The organism is Rhizobium sp. C104, from assembly GCF_022354505.1.
GTDB lineage: Bacteria > Pseudomonadota > Alphaproteobacteria > Rhizobiales > Rhizobiaceae > Rhizobium > Rhizobium redzepovicii.
The window spans coordinates 3,176,664-3,190,709 of the sequence record NZ_CP092348.1 but is presented as its reverse complement, the minus strand read 5'-3'; the positions used below and the strand labels follow the sequence as shown (position 1 = coordinate 3,190,709).

The 14,046-nt window shown below is 60.4% G+C and carries 16 protein-coding genes and 1 tRNA gene; 6 read left to right on the top strand and 11 right to left on the bottom strand.

Annotated elements, in window-relative coordinates; genetic code table 11:
* Positions 1-40: 40 nt before the first annotated feature.
* Entirely contained in the window at positions 41-595 is a 555-nt protein-coding gene (locus MF410_RS16970) for a fasciclin domain-containing protein (RefSeq protein ID WP_097624689.1), read from the top strand.
* Between the two features lie 102 nt (positions 596-697).
* Here the strand turns inward: MF410_RS16970 and MF410_RS16965 are convergent, their stop codons facing one another.
* The 6 genes from MF410_RS16965 to MF410_RS16940 form a co-directional block, all read right to left on the bottom strand.
* Positions 698-1,774 carry a histidine kinase dimerization/phosphoacceptor domain -containing protein gene (locus tag MF410_RS16965; RefSeq protein ID WP_097624690.1) on the bottom strand — a complete coding sequence of 359 codons (1,077 nt, stop codon included), beginning with the start codon at positions 1,772-1,774 and terminating at the stop codon, positions 698-700.
* A gap of 160 nt (positions 1,775-1,934) precedes the next feature.
* The gene (locus MF410_RS16960; protein WP_097624691.1) at positions 1,935-2,210 is read right to left on the bottom strand and encodes a hypothetical protein; all 276 of its coding nucleotides are present in this window, start codon (positions 2,208-2,210) and stop codon (positions 1,935-1,937) included.
* 44 nt (positions 2,211-2,254) lie between these two features.
* On the bottom strand, positions 2,255-2,479 hold the full coding sequence (locus MF410_RS16955) for a hypothetical protein (protein ID WP_097624853.1): 225 nt from the start codon (positions 2,477-2,479) through the stop codon (positions 2,255-2,257).
* Between the two features lie 131 nt (positions 2,480-2,610).
* The gene (locus tag MF410_RS16950) at positions 2,611-2,820 is read right to left on the bottom strand and encodes a cold-shock protein (protein ID WP_003588915.1); all 210 of its coding nucleotides are present in this window, start codon (positions 2,818-2,820) and stop codon (positions 2,611-2,613) included.
* 360 nt (positions 2,821-3,180) lie between these two features.
* On the bottom strand, positions 3,181-3,834 hold the full coding sequence (gene yihA, locus MF410_RS16945) for a ribosome biogenesis GTP-binding protein YihA/YsxC (protein WP_003588913.1): 654 nt from the start codon (positions 3,832-3,834) through the stop codon (positions 3,181-3,183).
* Positions 3,835-3,954: 120 nt separating this feature from the next.
* On the bottom strand, positions 3,955-4,587 hold the full coding sequence (locus MF410_RS16940) for a TetR family transcriptional regulator (RefSeq protein WP_097624692.1): 633 nt from the start codon (positions 4,585-4,587) through the stop codon (positions 3,955-3,957).
* 89 nt (positions 4,588-4,676) lie between these two features.
* Between MF410_RS16940 and MF410_RS16935 the strand changes: the two genes are divergently transcribed.
* Positions 4,677-5,333: an O-methyltransferase gene (locus tag MF410_RS16935; RefSeq protein WP_097624693.1), complete on the top strand. Its 657-nt coding sequence runs from the start codon at positions 4,677-4,679 to the stop codon at positions 5,331-5,333.
* Positions 5,334-5,436: 103 nt separating this feature from the next.
* Here MF410_RS16935 and yidC read toward each other — a convergent pair whose 3' ends face one another.
* Genes yidC through rpmH form a run of 3 tightly spaced genes read right to left on the bottom strand, consistent with a single transcriptional unit; the run spans position 5,437 to position 7,787 of the window.
* Complete coding sequence (yidC, locus tag MF410_RS16930; protein WP_097624694.1) at positions 5,437-7,230, bottom strand: membrane protein insertase YidC; 1,794 nt, start codon at positions 7,228-7,230, stop codon at positions 5,437-5,439.
* On the bottom strand, positions 7,230-7,631 hold the full coding sequence (gene rnpA, locus MF410_RS16925) for a ribonuclease P protein component (RefSeq protein ID WP_003588909.1): 402 nt from the start codon (positions 7,629-7,631) through the stop codon (positions 7,230-7,232). Before rnpA ends, yidC begins: the two co-directional genes overlap by 1 nt.
* Positions 7,632-7,652: 21 nt before the next feature.
* The gene (gene rpmH / locus MF410_RS16920; protein WP_003570740.1) at positions 7,653-7,787 is read right to left on the bottom strand and encodes a 50S ribosomal protein L34; all 135 of its coding nucleotides are present in this window, start codon (positions 7,785-7,787) and stop codon (positions 7,653-7,655) included.
* 414 nt (positions 7,788-8,201) lie between these two features.
* Between rpmH and MF410_RS16915 the strand changes: the two genes are divergently transcribed.
* The 4 genes from MF410_RS16915 to MF410_RS16900 all read left to right on the top strand — a co-directional run bounded on the left by MF410_RS16915 (position 8,202) and on the right by MF410_RS16900 (position 12,890).
* A complete protein-coding gene (locus MF410_RS16915; protein WP_097624695.1) occupies positions 8,202-10,199 on the top strand; it encodes a methyl-accepting chemotaxis protein in 1,998 nt (665 codons plus the stop codon).
* A gap of 159 nt (positions 10,200-10,358) precedes the next feature.
* The gene (locus MF410_RS16910) at positions 10,359-11,879 is read left to right on the top strand and encodes a HAMP domain-containing sensor histidine kinase (protein ID WP_097624696.1); all 1,521 of its coding nucleotides are present in this window, start codon (positions 10,359-10,361) and stop codon (positions 11,877-11,879) included.
* Positions 11,880-12,001: 122 nt separating this feature from the next.
* Positions 12,002-12,078 (top strand) — tRNA-Arg (locus MF410_RS16905).
* A 155-nt stretch (positions 12,079-12,233) separates the two neighbouring features.
* Entirely contained in the window at positions 12,234-12,890 is a 657-nt protein-coding gene (locus tag MF410_RS16900; protein WP_097624697.1) for a DNA methyltransferase, read from the top strand.
* A gap of 55 nt (positions 12,891-12,945) precedes the next feature.
* On the opposite strand, the gene MF410_RS16895 is transcribed toward MF410_RS16900, so the two are convergent.
* Both MF410_RS16895 and MF410_RS16890 read right to left on the bottom strand, forming a co-directional pair.
* Positions 12,946-13,371 carry a hypothetical protein gene (locus tag MF410_RS16895; protein ID WP_097624698.1) on the bottom strand — a complete coding sequence of 142 codons (426 nt, stop codon included), beginning with the start codon at positions 13,369-13,371 and terminating at the stop codon, positions 12,946-12,948.
* A 366-nt stretch (positions 13,372-13,737) separates the two neighbouring features.
* A complete protein-coding gene (locus tag MF410_RS16890; RefSeq protein WP_025415228.1) occupies positions 13,738-13,983 on the bottom strand; it encodes a DUF982 domain-containing protein in 246 nt (81 codons plus the stop codon).
* Positions 13,984-14,046: the final 63 nt, after the last annotated feature.

Here is a 14,046-nt window from a genome sequence, read left to right as displayed (position 1 = left end):
GGCATTAAGCCCGCGGATCGTGTCCGGTGAGGAGAAAATCATGATCAAGTCCGTATTGCGCGGTTTTGCGCTCGCCACCGCCCTGTCCGCCGTCGCCTTTGCCGCCGCCAAGAACCCTGAAGTCGGCGGTGCGCCGATGTTCGCCACCAAGAACATCATCGAAAACGCCGTGAATTCCAAGGATCACACGACGCTGGTCGCCGCCGTCAAGGCAGCCGGCCTGGTCGGCACGCTGGAGGGCAAGGGTCCCTTCACCGTCTTTGCGCCGACCAACGAAGCCTTCGCCGCCCTGCCGAAGGGCACCGTCGACACGCTGCTGAAGCCGGAAAACAAGGCGACGCTCACCAAGGTTCTGACCTGCCATGTCGTTGCTGCCGACGCGATGGCCAAGACGGTTGCCAAGATGATCAAGGATGACGGCGGTGAGCACGACATCAAGACCGTCGGCGGCTGCGTGCTGAAAGCCAAGGAAAGCATGGGCAAGATCACCCTGACCGACGAAAACGGCGGCGTCTCGCATGTGACGATCGCCGACGTCAAACAGTCGAACGGCGTCATTCACGTCGTCGACAAGGTGCTGCTGCCGAAGATGTAAGCCCGCCCATCTTGGCAGGGCCCGGGGCGCTCTTCGGGGCGCCCCGAAAGTAGCCGAGAATGACTTGCCTTGTGATTTCCGACCAGTTTTCTAGCGATGAGGCTATCGGGTCGCTTCGGCTATTGGGAAAACGAGCGAGACACTCACGCCGGCGTCGGGGGACGAGGTGACTTCGACCTTGGCGCGGGCGTTCTGTTTCAGCGACTGTACGATCATTGCGCTTAGTTTACCCGGGTGCGGCCAAGTCACATCTTGAGGAAGCCCGACCCCGTTATCGGCGACGGTGATCCTGCACCCTGTATCGCTGACGACACAACGGAGCGTGATTTCTCCGCCATCACGCCCCACGAAGGCATGTTTGAGCGTATTGGTGAGCAGTTCGTTGATGACCAAGCCGGCGGGCATGGCCACATCGACCGAAACCGGCCAGGTGTCGACCTTCATGTCCAGCCGGATCCCTTCCACGGCGTGAGCCGCCATCACCGAGGCGGCAATCTGGCTCACATAGGTTCCAAGATCGACTGTGGCACCTTTCTCTTCGTCCGACAGCGAGCGATACAGCAGCGCCAGGGCCTCAATTCGCCCGGCAAGCCGTGCAAACCTTTCGCTTTCCTCGCTCTGTTGCGCATTGCGTGCCTCCATCCGGATCAGCGCTGTGATCATCTGAAGGTTGTTCTTCACGCGATGCTGAAGTTCGCGCAGAAGGACATCCTTCTCCGTCAGCAGTTCACCGAAGCTTTGATCGGCCGCCGCCTCATTGCGCGCCGCAAAGGCCACCAATCGGAACAGCGGGGTATCATCATCGTTGACGATGGTATTCGACCAGACATCGATAATGGCAGTGCTCTCGGGTTCGGCCACCAGCGAGAACGCGCCAATATACTCCTCGGCAGAGGTCACGGCGGCCGTGAGCGTCGCTCCTCCCGAAATGGCGGTGGAATTCAATTCGATCTCGGACCAGGTCTTTCCCTCGACCTGCTTTGCGCTCAGCGCCGTCAGCCGTTCGAATTCGAGATTGACATAGATCAGCGCCTCGCGGTCGCCGAGTTCGGAGACGGCCACGGCAAAAGGGACGTGATCGAGAAAGTGTCGAAACCGATCGTCATCAAGGGCTTCGGCCAGATGGGGCAGGTTGCCGACGCCTTCCGGCGACAGCGGCTGGTCTTTGCTATCGGTCATCTCATTACTCGCGCACGCGGACTGCTCTTGCACCGCCTGGGATGGAGGGTTGCTTCAAATACTGCGGGGACGCAAGTGCAATCGCCGCTGATCCGCTTACGCAAGCAGTTTCATGATGCGATGATAAGGATCCGAACCCGTGGGGCCAAACCCGGCAAGGCTATGCCCGGTCATAGGTAAACGAGGTCAGCAGCGTCGTCACGAAATTGCTCGCCCGTTCCTTGACCAGGACCTCCGTCCATTCATCCGTGCCGCGCAGCCGCAAGTCCGTGTAGATGCTGTCCACCGCTGCCTCTTCGATACGCTTGATGTGCGTCCTGAACGAAGCCTCGCCGCCACCATGATACATGTCCCTGATAACCATTCGGAGAATCTCCTGAATGGCGATCTGCCAAGCCGTATTGATCGACTGGAGTTCCTTGATATCGTCCGCCATTCAAGCTTCCTTCAGGATGAGTTCACGGTGAGCGCAGTGTGAGGTCAGCCGGCCCGGGTGCGTTTTGCAACGAGCGCGGCCGTTGTTGTTGCCCGGTCGTTGCGTTCCCTGGAAAGCCGCGCCTCGCGAAGCCGCAAGGTCTTTGCCTGTTGCGATTGGACGTCGGATTCGAGTTCCTCGGCCGCCTTGTTCTTTGCAAAGAACTGGCTCTGGACGTTGCCGAAGGCAATCTCCGCCCGCTGGCGGGATTTGCTGTATGTCTCTGTCATGTCGGGTCCGATACTGAGAGTTCGATGGGCGAGCGAAAACAAAAAGGCCAGGCAGTTCGCCTGGCCTTGCATGGATAACGTGCTTCCGGCAGTGCCAGTACATCCGTGGTCAAAGGAAAGCAGATATCGAGTTAAGCGTTCTGGAGATTGCAAGCGGACATCTTGCCCGACTTGTTGTCACGCTCGAGATCGAAGCCGATCTTCTGGCCTTCGACGAGTTCGCGCATTCCGGCGCGCTCGACGGCGGAGATGTGAACGAAGGCGTCAGCGCCGCCATTGTCAGGCTGAATGAAGCCGAAGCCCTTGGTGGAATTGAACCATTTAACGGTGCCAGTGGTCATGATGAACCCTTTCATAGCAATATTGAAGAACCGCAGCGCCAGGGCGATACGGATGGTGATAGCGATTTTTGAAAGGAAGTTCGTTCAGGCCGCGGTGCTAATCGCGCGATAACCAAGCCAGCAAGCAAAATTCGATAGTTGTCATGTAGCGCAAAGGACGCGCGCCGTCAACCGTTAGTTTTTCATCGCCGGTCGATTCAATCTTTGGATGCGTCGGTGGCCTTTGCACCAAATGGGGACTCGGCCGACTGAAAAGCCGCGGATCCGAAAATGTGGGAAGGAGCTTCGGAACTGGCCGGATTCGCGCGTCGCCGAACATTGCCGCAGCTATCGGCGAGCGCTGAACCATCTAGCGCCGCTCTATTTCCAGCGGGCGACGCCGACGGTTTCGCCGATCGCCTGGCGCAGATCGTCCAGCCCGTCGCCCTTTTCCGACGAGGTGGACAGCACGCCGGGATAAGCGGCCGGGCGCTTGCGGATCTTTTCCGCGGTCTCGGCAAGCAGCTTCGGCACGGCCGGCGCCTTGATCTTGTCGGTCTTGGTCAGCACGATCTGATAGGAGACGGCCGCCTTGTCGAGCAGATCGAGCACGTCGTCGTCGTTCTTCTTGATGCCGTGGCGGCTGTCGATCAGCACATAGACGCGCTTCAGCGTCGCGCGGCCCCGCAGATAGTCGAAAACCAGCTTGGTCCACTTGTCGACCTGCTCCTTCGGCGCCTGCGCATAACCGTAGCCGGGCATGTCGACGATCGCCATCGGCGGCATGTCGCCGCTTTCGCCGGAATAGCCATCCGGAACGAAATAATTGAGCTCCTGGGTTCGCCCCGGCGTGTTCGACGTGCGCGCCAGCCCCTTCTGGCCGACCAGCGCATTGATAAGCGACGACTTGCCGACATTGGAACGGCCGGCAAAGGCCACTTCCAGGGGCCCTTCCGGCGGCAGGAAATTGAGCGAGGGTACGCCGCGGATGAAGATCCATGGGTGGCCGAAGAGCGGCTTTTCGGTTTCGGGCATGCGGGCTCTGCAATCTCCGGGTTCTGTCTCTTCACCGGGCTTCGTGGTTTTGAGGGGAGATGTCAAGCTTCGAGGCGGTTAACAGCCCATTGCGGTCCCCACGGCCGACGGCTCTGCGTCTCATCGCGCGCCCAGGCTGACAAGGTAGGCGCACAGCATATCGGCCATTGCCTCCGAATAGGCTTCCATGTCTTCGCTCTTCCGCGGTCTTTCGGAGAAATCCTTTCCGACGGTCGTCAGGGTTGTCATCATAACGTCGCCGGCGAGCACTCGGGCTGCCTCAGGGAGGGCGGGAAGCACCTCCCTCAGGAACGCCTCGATCACCGGATCGCCAGCCTGTCGCGCCTCCCGGGCCTCCGGCGCATCCCTGTAGAGCGGAGCGGCGTCGCCGAGCGCCACACGGACGGCGGCCTCTTCGCACTCCGAGCGAATAAAAGCCTGAACCAATCTGCGCACCCGGCGAAGCGGCGGCTCCGATCGGTCGTTGAGGATCTCACTCAGAAGACCGGTGGTCTCGCGCCACTCGTCGCTCTGCAGCCGAAACAGGATCGCCGCCTTGTTCGGAAAATATTGGTAGAGCGACCCAATGCTGACGCCTGCTTTCTCAGCCACGCGCGCGGTGGTGAAGCGGTGCGCGCCTTGCTGCGCCAAAACCTGAACAGCAGCCTGCAGAATGGCCGAAACGAGCTCGTTCGACCGCGCCTGTTTGGGCTGTTTTCGTGAGGAAATTTCAGAGCTTGGGCGATCGGCCATTTCCAGGCTCCCGGATGCGATTAGCGAATGCGACGAATTAATCGTATTTTTTCGATCGGCACAACAACGCTCTCGACAAAGGATTTGCCATGACCACGTTAACGACCTCACCGCTCGCGCCGCTGCTCGAGCATTTGTTCGAACAGGCCGACAAGGCGACGAGCCCCGGCCTGGCGGCACTGTCGCGGGAGGAGCGGGATCGCCTCTTCCACAGCAAGACGGAATACCGCAATTTCTACGGCCTGATAAAGGACCTGTGGCTGCCCGTGTCGCGCAGGACCGGCGAGTTGCTCTATATGCTGGCACGCGCCAGTGGAGCACGTGAGATCGTCGAGTTCGGCACGTCGTTCGGTATTTCCACGCTCTATCTCGCCGCCGCATTGCGCGATAACGGCGGCGGCCGGCTGATCACCACCGAGTTCGAGCCCGACAAGATCTCCAGAGCACGGCAGAACCTTGCGGCGGCCGGGCTTGCCGATCTCGTCGAGTTTCGGCAGGGCGATGCGCTTGAAACCCTCGTCGCCGATCTTCCCGGCAGCATAGATCTGGTCCTGATGGACGGCGCAAAGTCGCTCTATCTGGAGATTTTGTACATCTTGGAAGGCCGCCTCCGGCAGGGAGCGATTGTCATCGCCGACGATGCCGACGCCTGCCCGGAATACCTCGGCCACGTGCGCGCGCCTGGCCGCGGTTACATGTCGACGCCGTTTTCCGAAGATATCGAGCTTTCCATGCGCGCTTGTTGAAGCCGCGTCGGCGCAGGGTGATTGCTCACCGATACGAACAGAAAAGCCCCGTCGGAGCGGGGCTTTTCTGTAGCACATTAACCTGCTGCAATAGGCAGCTGCGTCATTTCGACGGCGCCGTTTTTCGTCGGAACAGGCCCTTCAGATTGTCGAACAGCTCGACCTTGACGCCCTGGCGCTTCATGATCACCGACTGCTGGATCACCGAGAGCGTGTTGTTCCAGGCCCAGTAGATGACCAGGCCGGCCGGGAAACTTGCCAGCATGAACATGAACACCAGCGGCATCCAGTTGAAGATCATCGCCTGCGTCGGATCGGGCGGGGTCGGGTTCATGCGCATCTGCAGGAACATGGTGACACCCATGATCAGCGGCCAGACGCCGAGATGCAGAATGGTCGGCGCTTCGAAGGGCAACAGGCCGAACAGATTGACGATCGTCGTCGGATCGGGGGCCGAAAGGTCCTTGATCCAGCCGAAGAACGGCGCGTGCCGCATCTCGATGGTGATGTAGATCACCTTGTAGAGCGAGAAGAAGATCGGGATCTGCAGCGCCACCGGCCAGCAGCCGGCGATCGGGTTGATCTTCTCTTCCTTGTAGAGCTGCATGGTCGCCTGCTGCAGCCCCATGCGGTCATCGGCGAATTTCGCCTTCAGCTCCTCCATCTTCGGCTGCATGCGCTTCATGTTCGCCATCGAAGCATATTGCTTGCTGGCGAGCGGGAAAAACAGCGCCTTGACGACGATGGTGGTGCACAGGATCGCCACGCCGAAATTGCCGAAGAAGCGATAGAAAAAGTCCATCAGCTTGAACATCGGCTTGGTGATGAAATAGAACCAACCCCAGTCGATCAGCCGGTCGAACTTCGGGATCGAATAGCTGGTCTCGTAGCCGTCGATGACGGGCACTTCCTTGGCGCCGGCGAAGACGAGGTTCTTGAGCTCGATCGACTGGCCGGGCGCAACGGTGAAGGCATCGTCCTTGTAGTCGGCCTGATAGCGCGGCTGGCCATCGGCAAAATGCGAGAAGCGTGCTTCATAGGCCGAGGTCTGCGGCGGAATGATCGTCGCGGCCCAGTATTTGTCGGTAATGCCGAGCCATCCGCCGGTGGATTTCGGCGGCATGACGGCTTCCTTCTCGGCGGCGGTATATTTGGTTTCGACGAGCCCGTCATCGCCGATGACGCCGATGAATCCTTCATGCAGCACGTAGACGGAGGGCGTCGTCGGCTTGTTGTAACGCGTCACACGGCCGTAGGAAGACAGTGATACGGGAGCCTGGCCGGTATTTTCGACCTTGTCGGCGACGGTGAACATGTAGCGTTCGTCGACGGAAATCGTCCGGGTAAAGGTCAGGCCCTTGTCGTTGGTGTAGGAAAGCGTCACCGGCGTCTTGTCGGTGAGCTTGGCGCCCTCGGGCGCCGTCCAGAGCGTCGAGGCGCCGGGAACGTTGCCCGTGGCGTCGCTGCCGATATAGCCGAGCTCGGTGAAGTAACCATCCTTGGTTTCCGCCGGGCTGAACAGGGTGATGGTCGGGCTCGAGTCGTCGACGGTCTCGTGATAGCCCTTGAGCTTCAGGTCGTCGAGCCGGGCGCCGGCGAGGTTGATCGAGCCGGAAAGCGCAGGCGTATCGATGACGACGCGCGGGTTCTTTGCCAGCGCCTGTTCCAGCGTTGCCGTGGCGACGGCCTGACCGGAAGGGGCGGTCCCACTCGTCGGGGCCGGCGCCGCGCCGTTGGCTGCGGGCTGCTGCACCTGTTCGGTCTTCTGCTGCGCCTTCTGGGCTTCCTGCGCCTTGCGCTGGGCCTCGATGCGCGGATTCATATAGAGAAACTGCCAGCCGAGGACGATCAGCACCGAGAGAGCGATCGCAATGAAGTAATTGCGGTTTTTTTCCATCATACGTTCCTGGGGCGTCCGTCTCCGGAGCGCCGGGGTTTCGGCCTGGTTTCCACGCGAAATTTCAGTTCCGCGGCCAATTCTTTGAAGGACGCCTCAAGCACGTCCCTGCGCGCGACAACCACATAGTCGTGTCCGGGCTGCATTGCAAACCCCGCATGAAGCCGCACCGCCTCTTTCAGGCGGCGGCGCATGCGGTTGCGTTCAACCGCGTTGCCATGTTTTTTGGTGACTGTAAATCCGACGCGGGCTTGGCTGTCGGGTTCCTTCCGGTCGAGGACTTCGAGAAGAAAGAGGCCGCCGCGGCGTTTTTCGCCCTCGCGCACGGCAAGAAACTGCGGGCGGCTTTTCAGCCGCCCGACAGCGTGTTTTTCTTTTTTGGTCGTCAATTCGCCCGCCATCTCTTTTCGGGCAACCCGGCCTTAAGCCGAAAGACGCTTGCGGCCCTGCGCGCGGCGGCCGGCGATGACCTTGCGGCCACCCTTGGTAGACATGCGCGCACGGAAGCCGTGGCGACGCTTGCGAACAAGCTTGGATGGTTGGTAGGTACGCTTCATTTATTTAAACACCGCGGAGTGCGGCCCTTCTTGAATTTGCATAATGCAAGGAGCGTTATTTTTCGAACGGGCGGGCCATAAAAGGCTGAGTGACCGGACGTGCGGCGGCTTATAGGGATGAAGCCGGTGAAAGTCAATTATACCGGATAATTTCGCTGCAAGCACCAACTCGGCAAGTATTTTCGCACTCCGGTATTAATAAATTCGATCTGCGCCGACTGGTTGTGATTTGTCGGCGCGGCAGACCGATCGCCCGGTTTTCAGGGCTTTGTGCGTCCCGGCCAGGGTCCACATGGATAATTTCCCCAGCCATAATCGTAAATAATGGAAATCTAACTTTAATAAATTTCGCCGATATTCAGGTCATCGGCTGGAATTTGCTTTCCAGGCAGTGGCGTACCTCAGGAGACAGCATTGAAGATCCGCGGCAAAATTAATCTGTTGGTATGCGTGATGGGCGCGGTGGCGCTTCTGATCGGCGCAACGGCGCTCTCGGCCATGCACGAATATAATCGCAACCTGACGGCTTACGAGCAGGCTGCCGCCCGCGCCTATGCCGGCGAACGCCTCAACCGCTTCGTCACGGCCGTGGTCATGGAAGCGCGCGGCATCTATGCGGCCAAGTCGATCAAGGACACGCCGAACTTCGCCAAGGGCCTGCTGGCCGGCCTCGACGAGATCGACAAGGTTATCGCGGGCTGGGCGCCGCTGGTTCCGGAAGACGAGAAGGGCGATTTCGCCAAGCTCGTCGCCCGCGCTGCGGAATTCCGCACCTTCCGTATGGAGACTGCCCGTCTCGGCACCGAAGTCGGCCCCGAGGCCGCCAGCGCCCAGGGCAACAATGACGCCAACCGCGCCAACCGCAAGGCGTTCCAAGCCGAAATCGACGCGGTCGTCGCCACCGACAAGGCAGCGCTCGAAACCGTCAATACCGAGATCGAAAGCTTCCGCACCTGGGTACTGATGCTCGTCCTCAGCATCACCGGCATCGGCATCGCGGTCGGCATCGGCATGGGCTTCTATATCGGCACCAGCCATCTGAGCCGCCCGATCAAGCGCGTCACCCGGGCGATCAATGAGGTCGCCAGCGGCAATTTCGAAGCCGAGGTTCCCTTTGCCGGACGCCAGGACGAAATCGGCGAGATGGCCGCCGCCGTTGCGGTCTTCAAGGCGAACGGCCTAGCCGTCAAGCGCCTGAACGCTCAGGAGGCGGCGATGCGCGCCAAGAGCGACGACCTGCAGTCGAGCATGTCCGTCGTCGTCGCCGCGGCTGCGGCCGGCGACTTCGGCCACCGCATCGACAAGGACTATGAGGACGAGAACCTCAACCAGTTCGCTGGCAACATCAACACGCTGCTGTCGAGCGTCGATGCCGGCATCGGCGAAACCCGCCGCGTCATCGCAAGCCTTGCCGAAGGCGATCTGACCCAGACGATGCGCGGCAGCTTCCAGGGCGCCTTCGCCGAGTTGCAGCAGAACGTCAACAATACCTTCGTCACCCTGCAGGCGACCATGCGCGAAGTGCGCGAGACGACGGAGGCCATGAACGGCAACACCGCCGAGCTGCGCAATGCCAGCGACGACCTGTCGAAACGCACCGAGCAGCAGGCGGCCGCCCTCGAACAGACATCGGCAGCGCTCGACCAGATTACTGCCGTCGTCCAGAACTCCACCGAGCGGGCGCATGAAGCAACCGTCATGGTCTCCGAAGCCAAGGACAAGTCTGGCGCTTCCGGGGTCGTCGTGCGCAACGCCGTCGAAGCCATGGGCCGCATCGAGCAGGCCTCGCGCGAAATCAGCCAAATCATCAATGTCATCGACGAGATCGCCTTCCAGACCAACCTGCTGGCGCTGAACGCCGGCGTCGAGGCGGCACGCGCCGGCGAGGCCGGAAAGGGCTTCGCAGTCGTCGCCCAGGAAGTGCGCGAACTCGCCCAGCGTTCGGCAACGGCCGCCAAGGACATCAAGGCGCTGATCACCAAGTCGGGCGACGAGGTCCAGGTCGGCGTCAAACTCGTCCAGGCGACCGGCGAGGCGCTCGCGGAAATCGGCACCCGCGTCATCGCCATCAACGATCATATCCATTCGATCGCCACGGCTGCCACCGAACAGTCGACCGGCCTCAAGGAAGTCAATACCGCCGTCAACCAGATGGACCAGGTGACCCAGCAGAATGCCGCGATGGTCGAAGAGACCTCCGCCGCCACGCACAGGCTTTCGGCCGAGGCCGGCGGACTGGTCCGCCTCATCTCCCGCTTCAGGCTGTCGGATGACGCGCCGGCACCGGTGGCGCTTGTCCGCAACGAGCCGCAAAGGCCGGTCGCCTCGCCCGCCCGCCGGGCGATCGCCAAGGTCGCCCGCGCCTTCGGCGGCAATACGGCCGCCGCCGAACAGAGCTGGGAAGAGTTCTGATCTGTTATCGATCATGCGCTTTGAAACGCCGCCTCCGGGCGGCGTTTCTTTGTGACGACATGACGCTGCTCGCAAAGATTTGAAAGCGGAGCCTTTTGGTCTAATATAAAGCTCCAACGGTGAAGGCGGCTGGAAGGTTGCCGATCGGGCGAGACAAAAATGCCGGTACAAGATCAGGGCGACAATCCTTCGGCCGAAACCCCCGCGACCGGCGAGACCGCAAGGGCGCCGTGCCCGTCTGCCGGTATGTTCGGCGGACTGTCGGGCAAGCTGCTCTGGCTGACTGTCTTCTTTATCATGCTCGCTGAAATCCTGATCTTCTTCCCCTCGGTCGCCAGCATGCGCATACGCTGGCTGGAGGACAGGCTGAACACGGCCGCTGCCGCCGCCATCGTCATCGATGGGCTGCAGCCGGTCGAGCTGCCGCGCGCGCTGCAGAAGGAGACGCTCGAGGCCACCGGCACCAAGGCAATCGTGCTGCGCAAGGATGGCACCTCGCGGCTCTTGGCGACGACCGATATGCCGACCTCCGTCGATGAAGCCTATGATCTCACCGACGTGCCGCCGGCAACGGCGATGCGCGATGCGCTTGACACCTTGATCTTCGGCGGCAGCCGGATGATCCGCGTCTACGGCCCGGTCGGCGACACCAATACCGGCGTCGAGGTGGTGATGAAGGACAGGCAGCTGCGCACCGCGATGTTTGCCTATTCCCGCAACGTTCTCCTGCTATCGGTGCTGATTTCGCTCTTCACCGCGACGCTGATCTTCTTTGCGATCAACCGCATCCTGATCGGCCCGATCCGCCGGCTGACCGGCAGCATGCAGCAATTCTCCTCCGATCCGGAAAACCCCGCGCATATTTATATCGGCGAGGGCGGCCGCGACGAACTGGCGGTTGCCGGCCGCAACCTCACCTCGATGCAGATGGAGCTGCAGAAGACGCTGAAGCAGCAGAAGAACCTCGCCGCTCTCGGCCTCGCCGTTTCCAAGATCAATCACGACATGCGCAATATCCTGGCCTCGGCGCAGCTGATGTCGGACCGGCTGGTCGATGTCGACGATCCGATGGTCAAGAGCTTCGCCCCGAAGCTCCTGCGCACCATCGACCGCGCCGTCGGCTATACCACCGAGGTGCTGTCCTACGGCAAGGCGAGCGAATCCGCCCCGCGCCGCCGCCATATCCCGCTTTTGGAACTCACCCAGGACGTCAAGGACATGCTGGCGATCGATCCGCAAAGCGGCATCGAATTCACCGAGCAGATCGGCGCCGATCTCAAGGTCGATGCCGATGGCGAGCAGCTGTTCCGGGTCATCCACAATCTCTGCCGCAACGCGCTGCAGGCGCTGACGGCGCCGGGCGAGGCTGCCCCTGGCGCCGTCAGGCGCATCACCGTCGCCGCCCAGCGCGTCGGCAGCGTCGTCAGCATCACTGTGGATGATACCGGCCCCGGCATGCCGCTGAAGGCGCGCCAGAACCTGTTTGCCGCCTTCCGCGGCTCCGCCCGCTCCGGCGGCACCGGCCTCGGCCTGACGATCGCCCGCGAGCTGGTGCTCGCCCATGGCGGCACGATCGCGCTGGTGGAAAAACCGACGGTGGGAACCCAGTTCCGCATCGAGATTCCCGATCGCCCGGTTTCGCTGGAGGATTACCGCAGCCGGACGCACCTTGAGAAGTGACCGGATTTCGAAAGCCGCGGCCGCAAATTATGAAACGCGCGATTTTTTCCGAAATGCTCTTGCATTGTCCCGAAGGACGCTTTAGAGGATCGCCCACGCAAGCGGCACCGCCGCAATTGCACGCACCCGTAGCTCAGCTGGATAGAGCACCAGACTACGAATCTGGGGGTCAGGAGTTCGAATCTCTTCGGGTGCGCCACTTCCTTTTTAGCAGCTTTAATTGCACTCAGTGCCGGATGGGCAACGTCATCTGACGTGGCTCTCTGATATTGTGCGTAACTGACCAGCATCTTTTCCTATGGTCCCATCGGAGGAACTGTGTCCGGTGGCAGTTGCCTGCGGAGGAAATTTGCCGTGACAATTTCAGAATTATTGACCGTCTCCAACCGACATCAGTTTCCCTTGCCGGATTTTCAGAACGGCGATGAAATAAGGTTTCCCGGCGCTTTGGTGTCGGCATTGCTTGATCGGTTCACAAAATCAGGAGACGCCGTCTTCGATCCCTTTGTCGGCTTAGGGACGACCTTCTTTGTCTGCGAGCAGAATGGCAGAATCCCTTATGGGATAGAAGCCGACCGGCAGAGATATGAATGGGTCAGGGAACGCATCACGACAAAGGATCATCTCTTCTGCGGTGATAGCGCGGGGCTGGCAGCCTTCGGCCTTCCCGAGATGGATTTCTGCATCACATCGCCACCATACATGCCCCATTGGCATAAATGGAACCCGCTTTACAACGGCGATCCCGATTATGACGGCTATGACGTTTATCTGAAACGCATGCAGGAAATATACGGCCAGATCTGCCAACGCATGAAGACGAATGCCTATCTTGTCGTTCAGGCCGATAATCTGACCAACGAAAAATTCTCCCCCCTTGCCTGGGATCTGGGAAGAGCTTTGTCAAAGGTCATGATGCTTGAAGGGGAAATTGTGGTGAATTGGTCTGAAGCGGTGGAAAGCGGCAACCGCTTCACCCAATGCCTCGTGTTCAAGAATACAGGCGGATGAAAAGTTCGCCGCGATAGCCGTTACAGTCTGTGCCCCAAGGCAGCCAAGCGAAAAACTATTGCTCGGCCGGGAAATCTCTTTCAAAGTCTTCCTTTTCTTTCTTGCCGTACGCGGATGAGTAATAGCCACTGCAAATCAGATATGAGCACTCATCCGGATCGCCCATTTCCCATCCCGGCAGGCAGGTAACCACGCGCTGGAATTTTTCGTTGCAAAGGCCGTGGTTTGCCAAGAGCCGCGGCTCATTTCCGAAATACGCGCTTATGGCTTTCTGGCGTGTCCATGCCGGAACGACTTTCCAATCCGCGGCGCCACCCTCAGCGCTCACATTGCCGGTCGCACAGAGCGACCAGTTGGAAATCACGACCGGCTGATCGCAGGGAAAGGCCTGGACGGCGCTTCCCAGCAGGATCGAAACCAAAGCCAGTAGCCGCTGGCCATAGACCATCGCGCCCTTCTTCCTCATGCCGACCTTTCGCATCCTGGCCTCCACCACGTTCAATTACCTGCCACCGTCTGACGGGATCAGGTGACCTCAAAAATGCCCTAAGATTTTTTTCCTAGTTCATGGAATGTTCTTACGCTAGATTGCTTGCCGTTGCAACCATGGAATGTTGAATTCCGGAGAATATTGTGGCGATTGGCAATGTCGGCGCCTGGTCTTTCCCTCCGCATCTGTGAAAAACGAGTTCTTCTGTCGTTTCTCGGAAGGAGGCGCTGGCGGCCAAGCTGAGGGGCTGATAGGGGAGTTCAACCCGCAGGACAAAAGCCGCCCCAGTGCCGGAAGCCGCCGGCTCGCGCCTCTCGGTGGAAGCATCAAGCCCAACAGCGTCCAAAATGCCTGGCCCTACTCCTTGATCGGGATTCCGGCTTCGATCGCAGCCTCGATGAAGGCCTGCCGCGCCTCTTCCCGGTTTCGTTTGCCCGACATGACATCCGCGCAAACCGCGCAGGCCCGATCCAGGGCCGGCCCCTCTTCGGTCGGCCAGTCTTCGATCAACGCCCATGTTGCCGCCTGGGTCGTCTGGATGACCACCCACTGATCCGGGCCTTCAAGGGCTAACGTCACCGGCTTCTTCCAAATGGTTTGCATGTCTCAGGACCTCCGCTGCGTGCTCTCTGCCGTCTCCTCACATAAGGCGGTTTATCCCGCGTG